Here is a 12821-nt window from a genome sequence, read left to right as displayed (position 1 = left end):
ACATTCCTCACGCGCCCTTTTTCGCGAGTGCGACCGCGGCGTCGAGCCGGTCGGAGTACGCATTCAGCACCGCGGCGGTCTTGCCGACATAGGCGCGCGCGTCGTCGAAGCGGCGTTGTTCGATGCCTTCGCGCACCCCGGGGAGGGTCTTGGCGCCGTAGCCGGTGAGCGTGCCGGGGGCGTAGACCATGTTGCGGAACCACGGGCGCGCGGGGAGGCCGCCGTCGTCGAGCAGGAGCTGGTCGATCTGCGCGAGGCTCTGCGTGATCCGCGCCTGGGTGGCGGGGGGCAGCACGTCGAGCCGCCCGAGCATCGCGTCCGCGGCGCCCGCCGAGCGCGCGAGCCGGTCCGATGCGTCCTGCAGCGCGAGCATGTCGATCAGCGGGGTGATGCCCTTGAACGGCGGCGCGGTGGTGGGATCGGTCGGGCTCGAGGCGTATTTGAAATCGCCGTCCGCGGTAAGCTGTTTGAGCGCGCGATCCGCGGCGCGCTGGTCGGCGGCGAGCTTCATGACCTCGTCGACATAGGTGCCGACGGTGGCGGCGAAATCGGTGTAGCGCGCGGGAACGCGCGGGCCGTCGGCGGCGCGCAGGACGAGCCGCCCCGCGACCTTCGACAGCGCGGCGCCATAGACGAGGCCGGGGTCGTCGAAATGGGTGACGTGGTAGAAGCTGTCATAGACCGAATGATAGCTGCCCCCCGCCGCGTCCTCGCCGCCGAAGCCGAGGTTGATCGAGGCGATGCCGAGATGCTGGAGGAACGCGGAATAATCGGAGCCCGAGCCCAATGGCCCGAGCGGCAGGTCGCCGCCCGCTTTCGCGGCGTCATAGGTGCGTTTGGGGATGCTGCCCGGCACTTCGAACTCGCGCGCGAGGAGGCGCGCGCGGGCGCGGTCGAGGACGGGGACGCCGGTCTGCGGATCGGTGACGTCGCGCGCCGCGGTGCTGACGAAATGCTGGAGGTCGTGGCTCGCCTCCGCGCCGAGATAGCCGCGGCCGTTATTGTCGGTGTTGATATAGACGACCGCCTTTTTCTGGAGCTCGGCGGCGTGTGCCTCGGCCCATTCGGTCGAGCCGATCAGCCCCGGCTCCTCGCCGTCCCAGCTGGCGTAGACGATCGTGCGCTGCGGGCGCCACCCGGATTTGGCGAGCGCGCCCAAGGCCTTCGCCTCCGACATCATCGCGACGTTGCCGGTCAGCGGATCGGACGCGCCGAACACCCACGCATCATGGTGGTTGCCGCGGATTACCCACTGATCGGGGTAGGTGCTGCCCTGCATCGTCGCGATGACGTCGTAGACGGGTTTGAGCGACCAGTCGGACTTCACCGCGAGGTGGACCTTGACCGCGTCGGTGCCGCCCCAGCGATACGCGAGCCCGAGCCCGCCGCGCTGACGCCCGGTGACGACGGGGCCTTCGAGCCCGGCGATGATCTTGGCGGCGTCGCCGTAGGAAATCGGGAGCGCGGGGATTTTGAGGATCGTCTTTGCCTCGGCGCGGGTCAGGCGCTTGGCGTTCGCGGTCGCGCCGACGCCGGGGGTGAGCGGGTCGCCGGGATAGGTCGTCATGTCCTGTACCGAGCCGCGCTGGATCCCGCCTTCGGGGCGCGCGCCGCCCGCGGGGTAGCTTTCGCCCTCGGCATAGCCGTCGTCGCCGGGATCCGAATAGATCAGCGCGCCCGCCGCGCCGTGTTCCTGCGCGAGCTTGGGCTTGAGGCCGCGCCAGCCGCCGCCGTAGCGCGCCAGCACGATCTTGCCCTTCACGTCGATCCCGCGCTGCGCGAGCGCGTCGTAATCGTCGGGCATGCCGTAATTGACGTAGACGACGGGCGCGGTGACGTCGCCATCGCCCTGATAGGCGACATAGGGGGTGATCGCGTCCTTGGTGAGGCCAGAGGTGGGATCGAGCGCGACCGCGGGTTCCTGCCCGCCGAGCGTCGTGCGGGCCGGCGCGACGAGTTCGAGTGTGGTCGAGATGGGCGTCGGATAGAGCACGTCGAACCGCTCGATATGCGCGTCCCAGCCCCATTGCTTGAACAGCGCGAGCATCATGTCGGCGTTCGCCTTGTCATGCGCGCTGCCGACCTGGTTGGGAGCGGACGACATTTGTTCGAGCCACGCGAGCTGGTCCGCGGTGCTGATCTGCGCATCGAACTGCGCCTCGCGCGCCTGGCTGGGCGCGGTTTGCGCGGCGAGCGGGGTGGTGGCGAGCGCGAGGGCAGCGGTGGCGGCGAGCAGGCGGGCGAGATGCGTCATGAATAGGGTCTTTCTTTATTCCCTCTCCCCCTGTGGGAAAGGGAGGGAGCCGCGAAGCGGCGGCAGGGTGAGGGGGACGTTAGGTCTCGCGACTCCCCCTCATCCTTCCGCGGCGCTGCGCGCCGCTCCCTCCTTCTCCCACAGGGGGAGAAGGAACTTGGATCGTGATTTCTGCGATGACGCCGTCCAGATTGTGCATCACGTCGGCGTTGGTGAAGCGGATCACGTGATAGCCTTCGAGGTTGAGGAAGTGGGTTCGGTTTGCGTCGTAAATCTCGGTGGTAGCGTGCGTATCGCCGTCGATTTCGATGATCAGTTTCGCGCGGTGCGCGCAAAAATCGGCGATGTAGCGGCCGAACGGGTCCTGGAAACGGAACTTCGTGTCGGGAAAGGTTTCGCGGAGTGCACGCCAGAGGCGGGCTTCGGGTTCGGTGCGGTTGTGGCGGAGCGTGCGGACTTTGGTGGTGGTGCCGGTCGGGAGCAGCTGGCGTTTGGTTAGGCCGTCCGCATTCCCCCTCACCCTTCCGCCACTACGCGGCTCCCTCCCTCTCCCACAGGGTGAGAGGGATTGTGGCGCAGAAGGTGGCGTTAGGCTTCCCACCTCACTGGCACGCGAGGCATTCGTCGTAGTCGGTCGTCTGGAATTCGTATTTCGGCTTGTCGATCGTGTTGTCGTTCTCGACCCCGCCCGCGAAGCCCGCGCGCTGGACGCTCTTCGAACGCAGGTAATAGAGCGACTTGATGCCGAGTTCCCACGCGCGGAAGTGGAGCATGAGGAGATCCCATTTCTCGACATCGGCGGGGATGAACAGGTTGAGCGATTGCGCCTGGTCGATATATGGGGTGCGATCGCCCGCGAGTTCGAGCAGCCAGCGCTGGTCGATTTCGAACGACGTCTTGTAGCAATCCTTTTCCTCGGCATCGAGGAAGTCGAGATGCTGGACGGACCCGCCGTGTTCGAGGATCGAATTCCATACCGCATCGCTGTTTTTCGATTTCTCGTTGAGCAGCTTTTCGAGATACGGGTTCTTGACCGAGAAGCTGCCCGACAGCGTCTTGTGGGTGTAGATGTTGGCGGGAATCGGCTCGATGCAGGCAGAGGTGCCGCCGCAGATGATGCTGATGCTCGCGGTCGGCGCGATCGCCATCTTGCAGCTGAACCGCTCCATCACCCCCATCTCGGCGGCGTCGGGGCAGGGGCCGCGCTCGATCGCGAGCTGCATCGAGGCTTCGTCGACCTGGCCCTTGATCTGCTTGAACATCCGCATGTTCCAGCTCTTCGCCATCGCGCCCTCGAAGGGGAGGCCGCGCGCCTGAAGAAAGCTGTGGAAGCCCATGACGCCGAGGCCCACCGAGCGTTCGCGGCCCGCGCTATAGGCGGCGCGCTCCATGCCGGGCTCGTGGCGATCGATGTAATCCTGGAGGACGTTGTCGAGGAAGCGCATCACGTCCTCGACGAAACCCTTTTCGTCCTTCCACTCGTCCCACGTCTCGAGGTTGAGCGAGGACAGGCAGCAAACCGCGGTGCGATCGTTGCCGAGGTGATCGCGGCCCGTCGGCAGCGTGATCTCGCTGCACAGGTTCGAGGTCGAGACCTTCAGGCCCAGATCGCGGTGATGCTTGGGCATGTTCGAATTCACGTGATCGGCGAACACGATGTACGGTTCGCCGGTCGCAAGGCGGGTTTCGACCAGCTTCTGGAACAGCGCGCGCGCATCGACGCGCCCACGTTCGGTCTGGTCCTTGGGGCTGCGCAGGATCCATTCGTCGCCCGCGCGGACCGCTTCCATGAACGCATCGGGGATAAGGACCCCGTGGTGGAGGTTGAGAGCTTTTCTGTTGAAATCGCCAGAAGGCTTTCTGATTTCGAGGAATTCCTCGATCTCCGGGTGGCTGACGTCGAGATAGACCGCCGCCGAGCCGCGGCGCAGGCTACCCTGGCTGATCGCGAGGGTGAGCGAATCCATGACGCGGACGAACGGGATGATCCCGCTGGTCTTGCCATTCAGCCCGACCGGCTCGCCGATCCCGCGGACGTTGCCCCAATAGGTGCCGATCCCCCCGCCGCGGCTGGCGAGCCAGACATTCTCGTTCCAGGTATCGACGATGCCGTTGAGGCTGTCGGGCACCGAGTTCAGATAGCAGCTGATCGGCAGCCCGCGCCCGGTGCCGCCGTTCGACAGCACGGGGGTGGCGGGCATGAACCACAGTTTCGAGATGTAATCGTAGATTCGCTGCGCATGGCCCGCATCGTCGGCATAGGCCGAGGCGACGCGGACGAAGAGGTCCTGATAGCCCTCGCCCGGGAGCAGGTAGCGATCGTTCAGCGTCTCCTTGCCGAAATCGGTGAGCAGCGCATCGCGGCTGTGGTCGACCTCGACCGGATAGGGCTGCGGCTTGATCGACTTGCTGTCGGTCCTGGTGGCGGGCGCCGTGTCGGCGGTCGCTTCGATCGTATCGGTGCTCATGTCGCTTGCCTGACTGTCCCTGAAATCCATCATCTTGCTCCCGTCATCGCCGATCATGTGCCGGGTCCGTTCGAATCGGACCCAAAGGAATCGGGGGCATCCCGCATCCTATCATTCGAGTCGGCGGGCGGTGAGAACAAAATGTGCACATCCCCTGTGGAACATGCGCACAAGATCCTTGCCGCAATATAAGATTGCGACCGGGTTTATACCAGTGATTGGGTCCGCCCCCGAACTCAACCACCAGAGATTGTGCCAAACCCGCGGCGGACGCAAGGGAGTTAATGACATTTTAGCGACTCGGTTCGTCGCACACACGAGTCGGTTGGTCGATGCCGCAGCGCAGCGACGCGTGGACTTGCGCGGGTTCGCGCGATTGCAAGAGAACGGCGGGGGAACGCAAATATTTCGCCGGACCGCCGCGTCGCGGGTCGTGTGATCGGCCGGCGGCGGTCGGCGATCAGGCGGTGCGGCGGATCTTGCGGCCGGGGGTGGGTTGGTTGAGTCGTTCGAGGTCGAAGCCTTGCGCGAAGGCGAGACCCGCCTTGCCGTCTTTCGCCCAGGCGACGCGCGCGGCGAACATCTGGTCTTCGACCAGCTCGATCAGCACCTCGATCCCGACCGATTTGGGGTCGATCGCGACGCCGTCGATCATCGCGCCCGAGGTCGAGATGTTGCGGATCCGGACATCACCCTCAACCCCGCCGATCGCGAGCCGCGCCGAGCGCAGCATCCGGGTGCGCGGCGCGCGACTGGCCTTGTGGCCGGTCACCGGCGCGGTCGACGCGCCGCCGAGCTGAAGGTGGACCTCCGCCGACCGGATGCCCTGGCCGTAGACATAACCCTGGATATGGGTGCAGCCGAGCCCGCGGAGGAGTTCGATCTCGTCCTGGATCTCGACCCCCTCGGCGGTGGTTTCCATCCCCAGCGTGTCGGCGAGCGTGACGATCGCCTTGATGATCGCAGCGTTGCGGTTGCCCGGCTGCGCCGACCCGTGCACGAAGCTCTGGTCGATCTTGATCTTGTCGAACGGCGCGGAGCGCAGATAGCCGAGGCTGGAATAGCCGGTGCCGAAATCGTCGAGCGCGAGGCGGACGCCCAGCCCTTTCAGCGATTTGAACATCCGGTCGGACGAGTGGGTCTCGTCGAGGAACACGCCTTCGGTGATTTCGAGTTCGAGCCGGTGCGCAGCCAGGCCCGCATTCGCGAGCGCGGAGGTGACGATCGCGGGCAGCGCGGGGTTGGCGAACTGGATCGGCGAGACGTTGACCGCGACCCGCGCGTCGCCCGGCCAGCCGGCGGCGTCGTGGCAGGCGGTGCGCAACACCCATTCGCCGAGCGCCTCGATCAGCCCCGATTCCTCGGCGACCGGAATGAAATCGGTGGGGGAGATCGCGCCGCGGGTCGGGTGGTTCCAGCGGATCAGCGCCTCATAACCGACGATGCGTTCGTCGCGGGTCGAGACCACTGGCTGATAGGCGAGGTAGAATTCGCCCGCGACGATGCCGGCGCGGATGTCATCTTCGAGCTGCTTGCGGGTCTTGGCGCCCTCGAGCATATTTTCCGAGAAGAAGCGGTGGACGCCGCGACCGTCGGCCTTGGCGGCGTAGAGCGCGAGGTCGGCGTTGCGGGTCAGCGTTTCGGCGTCCTCGCCGTGGTGCGGCGCGATCGCGACCCCGATCGAACAGCCGATCGTGATGCTCGCGCCGCTGATGAAAAAGGGTTGCGCAATCGAGGCGATGAGATCCTTGGCGAGCGTGGTCAGCGCGTCGCGATGGTCGATTCCCGGCAGCAGCACCTGGAATTCGTCGCCGCCGAGCCGCCCGACCAGCCCCGCATCGCCGACCCCGCGTTCGAGCCGCTGCGCGACCTGTTTGAGCAGCATGTCACCCGCCTGGTGGCCGAGCGTGTCATTGACCGCCTTGAACCGATCGAGGTCCATCAGGAACAGCGACGACGGGCGATAGCCGCCCGCCGATTGCTTGAGCGTCTTGTCGAGGCTGATCCGGATCCGCTGGCGGTTGGCGAGCCCGGTCAGGCTGTCGAACAGCGCGAGCCGGGTGATCTCGGCTTCGGATTGGCGGATCGAGGTGAGATCGGTGCCCGACCCGATGAAGCCCTGGAACCGGCCGTAATCGTCGATCAGCGGTCGCCCCGAGATCGACCACCAGCGCGTGGCCTGGTCATCGCTCGCGGCGCAGACCGAATAATCGGAGAAGGAGGTGCGCGACGACACGTGGAACGCCAGCGTGCGTTCGGTGCCCGGCGTCGCGCTGTCCATCCGGAACACTTCGGTCAGCAGCAACCCCACCGGGGACTGGCCATCCCCCGCGATGTCGGCGGCGACCTTGGCGGACAGATAGGTGATCCGGCCCTGGCGATCGGCCTCCCAGAACCAGCTGGTGCCGTGGGTTTCGAATTCGGCGATCATCTTGATCGCGAGCTGCCCCTCATGCGCACGGTCGGCCTGGTCGAGCGCGGCCACCAGGTCGAGCCGGGCGAAGCGGATCGTCGCAGCTGCGAGGCACGCGACGAACACGAATCCCATCGCGATCGCGCCCCACGCGCCGGTGACGACCGCGAACGCCGCGAGCAACCCGGTGCTGAACCCCAGCGACGCCGCGCGCACCTGGTGGATACTGACCGCGGTGAGCCCGATCCCGCCGATGCACGCGACGAGCGCTGTGGTCCGCATCCCACCGGTCGGCAGCGCCGCGGCCTGGGCCAGCAGCATGAACAGCCCCGCCGCGATCGGGATCACGATTCCGACGACCAGCCGGTTGCGATGGATCGGCGCGATCGCCGCCATGCGCGGCGCGGCGAGCGCGACCAGCAGCGCGACCGACAGCGCGAGCGTCGTGCCGCCCGCGATCACCGATACGAGCGGATGCGGCGCGCGATCGGCGAGCGTGGTCATCGTCATCAGCACGGTGAACGCGATCGCCTGCGCCGCGATCGCGATCGGCCAGATCGACGCGAGGCTCCGCAGCCGCGTGCCGAGCGCCGCGACGACGCGCTCGCCGTCATCCTCGACCAGCCCCAGCGCGTGGAGCCGCCCGATGCGGCGCCGGAACGGATCGGTCGAGGAACGGCGCGGTTTCATGCACGACCGATCTAGCGGCGAATTGGTTGCGAAACTGCGAACCGATCGTGGTTAATTAGCGCGGGTGGCGCGCCGTCCCGGCGGTCAGGCGGGCTTGACGAATTTCAGCGTCATCCGGTCGCTTTCGCCGATCGCGGTGTAGCGCGCGCGGTCGGCATCGCCCTCGATATAGGACGGGGGCAGCGTCCACACGCCCTTGGCGTAATCATGCGTGTCGCGCGGGTTGGCGTTGACCTTGCTCTCGCCGACCAGCCGGAACCCCGCCTTGGTCGCGAACCCGATCACCGAGGACTGCTTCATATAGCCGCTGCGCGCTTCCTCGATCCCGACCGCGGTTTCGGGGAGCCGGTGTTCGACCAGCCCGAGCGTGCCGCCGGGTTTGAGCATCGCGAACATCTGGTCGAACGCGGCCTGGGTCTGGTCGGTCTTGCCGAACCGCCAGTTGTGGACGTTGCGGAAGGTGAGGACGACGTCGGCGCTGCCCGCTGGCACCGCGGGGGGGGCGCTGGCCGCGGGCACCGCGGCGGGGGCGTCGGTGCTGGCGGCAGGGGCGGGGAAGGTGGCGAGGTGCATCGTGCGATACGCGGCGGGCGCGGCGGCCTGTTTCGCGGTGACGGTCGCGAGCGCCTTGGCGGTCGGCCCCGCCGCATAGAAGCTGCCGTGCGCGGCGAGATAGGGCGCGAGGATTTCGGTGTACCAGCCCCCGCTCGGCCAGATCTCGACGACGGTATCGGTCGGCTTCACCCCGAAGAACGCGAGCGTTTCGACCGGATGGCGATAGCGATCGCGCGCGACGTTCGCGGGGGTGCGGGTGGTCGCCTTGGTCGCGTCGACGAGCGCGGACGGTGCCGCCCGCTGCCCGACCGCGAGCGTGGCGCTGCCGAGCATGAGCACGGCGAGAAGGGGGCGAAGCAGGGGCATCGGGAGCCTTTCGGGAGGGGGAGGGTGTGTTGTAGCGGGTTGGGGGGTGGGGGCAACGGGGGTAGTGGGAGCGGTGGGCGCTGCTGTTGGTGTAGTCGATGAATTCATAAGGTGTTGATTACAATCAATCGCCTCGACCAAACTGTCGTTAATAACGGACGCTTCACCGTGAATTACCGGAGGCGCCGCAATGCTCGAACACCTCGCCATCTTGGATCGGCGCCACATGCTGCGCGCGACGATGGCCGCTGGAGTCGCCGCCGGCGTTGCCGGGTGCGCGCGGATCGTCCCGCAAGGGCTGGGACTCGCGTTGACCCCGAGTCCGCTGACGGATGCGCCGGTGCTCAATTTCGCGCTCAACCTCGAATATCTCGAGGCGGAATATTACGCCCGCGGCGTCACCGGCACTGGCCTCTCCAGCGAAATGCTCGGCCCCAAGCCCGGCGCCATCACCGGCGGGCGTCAGGTCACGTTCCAGACGCCGTTCGTGCGCGAATTCATGGCCGAAATCGCCGACGACGAGCGCCATCACGTCGGTTTCCTGCGCAAGGCGATCAAGGGCAAGTTGCTGGTCGAAATGAGCTGCCCCGCGATCGACTTCACCGCAGCGTTCGCGCCGTCGGTCAACTCGCCGGGCTCGGCGCCAATTTCGATGCGTTTGCCGATGAGGAAAGCTTCGTGCTCGGCGCGTTCCTGTTCGAGGATGTCGGTGTGTCGGCCTATGCTGGCGCGGCGAAACGTGTTGCGAGCGACATGAAGCTGGCGGACGCCGCCGGCATCCTGGCGGTCGAGGCATATCACGCCGGGATCATCCGCGCGCAGATCGGCGAAATGGGGCCAGCGACGATCGAAAAGGCCAATGCGATCAGCCGCGCCCGCGACACGCTCGACGGGCCGGAAAATGCCGAGACGGTCACTGAGCCCGGTCGCATCCATATTTCGAATACCGATGCGCAAGGCCGCGCGTTCCCACGCCGCGTCGGCGAAGTGCTCAACCAAGTCTATGGCGCACCCGGCGGCGGCGTAAACCACGGCGGCTTCTTCCCGCGCGGCGTCAACGGCGTCGTCCGACGGACCGTCCGCGACAAACCCCCTCTCACCCCGGGAGCAGGCGCATGAGCAACGTCATCGATCGAGACGCGCCGACCAATCCGGCGCGCGCGGCGATGTTCGCCGCTCTTGCCGGCGTCACCGCCACCGCGATGATCTCGACCCCGGCTGCGGCGGCCAATTTGACCGACAACGATATCCTCAACTTCGCGCTGAACCTCGAATATCTCGAAGCCGAATATTATCTGCGCGGGGTGATGGGCCGGACGCTCGATGAGGCGGCGGGCGGGTCGTTCGGCGGCACGGTGCGCGGCGGGCGCAAGGTCAACTTCACCAGCAACGTCCGACGCGGATTCATCGAAGACATCACCCGCAACGAGCTGGCGCACGTGCTGTTCCTGCGCTCGGCACTGGGGGCAAACGCGATCCAGCGCCCGACGATAGATTTCGACGCGGGGTTCCAGGGGGTCGCTCAGGCGGCGGGGCTGGCCGGGTTCGATCCGTTCGCCGACGAGACGAGCTTCTGGCTTGGTGCCTTCCTGTTCGAGGATGTCGGCGTCACCGCGTACAAGGCGGCGGCGAACCTGATTCACGACCAGAAAATCCTGACCTCGGCGGCGGGAATCCTCGCGGCCGAGGCCTATCACGCCGGCGTGATCCGATCGGTGATCGTGCGCACCGGCGGCAGCGCGATTACCGCCTCGACCGCGATGTCGGACGTGCGCGATACGCTCGACGGCGGGTCGGACAGCGACCAGCCGGTGATGATGGACGGGCGCCAGAACCTGGTACCGGCCGACGAGAACAGCATCGCCTTTGGGCGCACGCCGCAACAAGTGCACAACATCGTCTTCGCCAACCCCGCCGCGGGCGTGACGCGCGGTGGATTTTTCCCCGACGGCACGAATGGAAAACTCGTGTCGAGTTGAGGAAGGTCGAGCCGGCATCCGCCCCCCCCACGCGGGTGCCGGTCGATCGACGTCTAGAGCTGCGGGGCGAGGTTGATTGCCGAATGTTCGCGATCGGCCACTAAGGGCGTAGCAGAACTGGTCCCACGCCCGCCCCCACACACCCCTCACCCCACCCGATTAGCCACCAGATCCTCCACTACCGCCGGGTCGGCCAGCGTGCTCGTGTCGCCCAGGCTTGCGGTGTCGCCTTCGGCGATCTTGCGGAGGATGCGGCGCATGATCTTGCCCGAGCGGGTCTTGGGGAGCGCGGGGGCGAACTGGAGCTTGTCGGGGGTCGCGATCGGGCCGATTTCCTGGCGGACCCAGGTGACGAGCTCGGCGCGCAGATCGTCGGTCGTCGCGACGCCGCTGTTGAGCGTGACATAGGCGTAGATGCCCTGGCCCTTGATGTCGTGGGGCATGCCGACGACCGCGGCCTCGGCGACCGCGGCGTGCGCGACCAGCGCGCTTTCGACCTCGGCGGTGCCCATTCGGTGGCCGCTGACATTGATGACGTCGTCGACGCGGCCGGTGATCCAGTAATAGCCGTCCGCGTCGCGGCGGCAGCCGTCGCCGGTGAAATAGGTGCCCGGATAGGTCGTGAAATAGGTCTGGACGAAGCGATCGTGATCACCCCAGACCGTGCGCATCTGCCCCGGCCAGCTCTGGGTGATGACGAGGTTGCCGGTGGCGGCGCCGTCAAGCGTCGTGCCCTTGTCATCGACGAGACGGGGGAAGACGCCTGGGAAGGGTCGCGTGGCGCTGCCCGGCTTCAACGCGGTCGCGCCGGGGATGGGGGCGATCATGGCGCCGCCGGTTTCGGTCTGCCACCAGGTGTCGATGATCGGGCAGCGCGCGTCGCCCGCGACCTCGTAATACCAGCGCCACGCCTCCGGGTTGATCGGTTCGCCGACGCTGCCGAGCAGTTTCAGCGACGAACGATCGGTGGCGGTGACGAACGCGTCGCCCTCCTTCATTAGCGCGCGCAGCGCGGTGGGGGCGGTGAAGAGCGTGTGGACCCGATGCCGGTCGACGATCTGCCAGAGGCGGCTGGCGTCGGGCCAGTTGGGGAGTCCTTCGTACATCAGCGTCGTCGCGCCGTTCGCGAGCGGGCCGTAGAGGACATAGGTGTGCCCGGTGACCCAGCCGATATCGGCGGCGCACCAGAAGACGTTGCCGGGGCGATAGTCGAACGCGAGTTCGTGGGTGTAGCTCGCCCAGAGCAGATAGCCCGCCGAGGTGTGGAGCACGCCCTTGGGCTTGCCGGTCGACCCCGAGGTATAGAGGATGAACAGCGGATCCTCGGCGGCCATCGGTTCGGCGGGGCAGGCGGCGGACACCTTGGCGGCCTCGTCGTGATACCAGACGTCGCGGGGCGTCATCGTGACATCGCCGCCGGTCGATTTGACGACGATGACCTTGGCGAGGCCGGGAGCCTTGGCAGCGGCGGCGTCGACATTGGCCTTGAGGGGAATGCGCTTGCCGCCGCGGCGACCTTCGTCGGCGGTGATCACGAGGGTCGAGCCGCAATCCTCGATCCGGCCCGCGATCGCGTCGGGCGAGAAGCCACCGAACACGACCGAGTGGATCGCGCCGAGCCTGGCGCAGGCGAGCAGCGCGAACGCCGCCTCGGGGATCATCGGCAGGTAGATGGTGACGCGGTCGCCCTTGGCGACGCCCTGCGCTGTGAGGACGTTGGCGAAGCGGCACACCTCGGCATGGAGTTCGCGATAGGTGAAGGTTCTGGGGGCGTCGGCGGGGTCGTCGGGTTCCCAGATGATCGCGACGGTATCGCCACGTTCGGCGAGGTGCCGGTCGAGACAATTGGCGGCGACGTTGAGCGTGCCGTCGGCGAACCAGGTGATGCGGAAATCGTCTGCGTCGAACGACCAGTCGCCCGCGACGGTGGGGGGACTCGTCCAGTCGAGCCGCTTGGCCTGATCGAGCCAGAAGGTGTCCGGATCGCGGGCGGCGGCGGCGTAGAGCCGTTCATAGGCGGCGGCATCGACGCGCGCGTCGGTCCAGTCGCCGCCGACGGGATAGCAATCTTGCGCGTGCGCGGTGTCGGTCATCAC

9 protein-coding genes are annotated in these 12821 nt (G+C 67.0%); 3 read left to right on the top strand and 6 right to left on the bottom strand.

Going from position 1 to position 12821, the window contains the following annotated elements; translation table 11 throughout:
• Positions 1–7: 7 nt before the first annotated feature.
• The 5 genes from EAH84_RS13740 to EAH84_RS13720 form a co-directional block, all read right to left on the bottom strand.
• The gene (locus EAH84_RS13740) at positions 8–2254 is read right to left on the bottom strand and encodes a transferrin receptor-like dimerization domain-containing protein (protein WP_140872570.1); all 2247 of its coding nucleotides are present in this window, start codon (positions 2252–2254) and stop codon (positions 8–10) included.
• 79 nt (positions 2255–2333) lie between these two features.
• On the bottom strand, positions 2334–2774 hold the full coding sequence (locus EAH84_RS13735; RefSeq protein WP_140872569.1) for an endonuclease domain-containing protein: 441 nt from the start codon (positions 2772–2774) through the stop codon (positions 2334–2336).
• Between the two features lie 82 nt (positions 2775–2856).
• Positions 2857–4752: a ribonucleoside-diphosphate reductase subunit alpha gene (locus EAH84_RS13730; protein ID WP_140872598.1), complete on the bottom strand. Its 1896-nt coding sequence runs from the start codon at positions 4750–4752 to the stop codon at positions 2857–2859.
• A gap of 430 nt (positions 4753–5182) precedes the next feature.
• Positions 5183–7825, bottom strand: coding sequence for an EAL domain-containing protein (locus tag EAH84_RS13725; protein WP_140872568.1), 2643 nt, complete (start codon positions 7823–7825; stop codon positions 5183–5185).
• Between the two features lie 84 nt (positions 7826–7909).
• A complete protein-coding gene (locus EAH84_RS13720) occupies positions 7910–8746 on the bottom strand; it encodes a class I SAM-dependent methyltransferase (protein ID WP_425326464.1) in 837 nt (278 codons plus the stop codon).
• 190 nt (positions 8747–8936) lie between these two features.
• Here EAH84_RS13720 and EAH84_RS13715 point away from each other — a divergent pair, with 190 nt between their 5' ends.
• From EAH84_RS13715 to EAH84_RS13705, 3 genes are read left to right on the top strand one after another with little or no spacing between them, the layout of a single operon-like run.
• Positions 8937–9503 carry a ferritin-like domain-containing protein gene (locus EAH84_RS13715; protein WP_140872567.1) on the top strand — a complete coding sequence of 189 codons (567 nt, stop codon included), beginning with the start codon at positions 8937–8939 and terminating at the stop codon, positions 9501–9503.
• Positions 9425–9865 (top strand): ferritin-like domain-containing protein, encoded by a 441-nt coding sequence (locus EAH84_RS13710; RefSeq protein WP_161978402.1) that lies wholly within the window; start codon positions 9425–9427, stop codon positions 9863–9865. The genes EAH84_RS13715 and EAH84_RS13710 overlap by 79 nt, the downstream gene beginning before the upstream one ends.
• On the top strand, positions 9862–10725 hold the full coding sequence (locus EAH84_RS13705) for a ferritin-like domain-containing protein (RefSeq protein WP_206663973.1): 864 nt from the start codon (positions 9862–9864) through the stop codon (positions 10723–10725). Before EAH84_RS13710 ends, EAH84_RS13705 begins: the two co-directional genes overlap by 4 nt.
• Positions 10726–10871: 146 nt before the next feature.
• Here EAH84_RS13705 and acs read toward each other — a convergent pair whose 3' ends face one another.
• On the bottom strand, positions 10872–12818 hold the full coding sequence (gene acs, locus EAH84_RS13700; protein WP_140872566.1) for an acetate--CoA ligase: 1947 nt from the start codon (positions 12816–12818) through the stop codon (positions 10872–10874).
• Between the last annotated feature and the right edge of the window lie 3 nt (positions 12819–12821).

The organism is Sphingomonas oligophenolica (assembly GCF_006438955.1).
Lineage (GTDB): Bacteria > Pseudomonadota > Alphaproteobacteria > Sphingomonadales > Sphingomonadaceae > Sphingomonas > Sphingomonas oligophenolica_A.
The sequence above is the reverse complement of the archived record's forward strand: the minus strand, read 5'-3'. Positions and strand labels throughout refer to the sequence as shown.

Coding starts and splice junctions, on each gene's coding strand:
- EAH84_RS13740 (WP_140872570.1), bottom strand. CDS start 2,254: ATGACGCATCTCGCCCGCCTGCTCGCCGCCACCGCTGCCCTCGCGCTC.
- EAH84_RS13730 (WP_140872598.1), bottom strand. CDS start 4,752: ATGGATTTCAGGGACAGTCAGGCAAGCGACATGAGCACCGATACGATC.
- EAH84_RS13725 (WP_140872568.1), bottom strand. CDS start 7,825: ATGAAACCGCGCCGTTCCTCGACCGATCCGTTCCGGCGCCGCATCGGG.
- EAH84_RS13720 (WP_425326464.1), bottom strand. CDS start 8,746: ATGCCCCTGCTTCGCCCCCTTCTCGCCGTGCTCATGCTCGGCAGCGCC.
- EAH84_RS13715 (WP_140872567.1), top strand. CDS start 8,937: ATGCTCGAACACCTCGCCATCTTGGATCGGCGCCACATGCTGCGCGCG.
- EAH84_RS13705 (WP_206663973.1), top strand. CDS start 9,862: ATGAGCAACGTCATCGATCGAGACGCGCCGACCAATCCGGCGCGCGCG.
- acs (WP_140872566.1), bottom strand. CDS start 12,818: ATGACCGACACCGCGCACGCGCAAGATTGCTATCCCGTCGGCGGCGAC.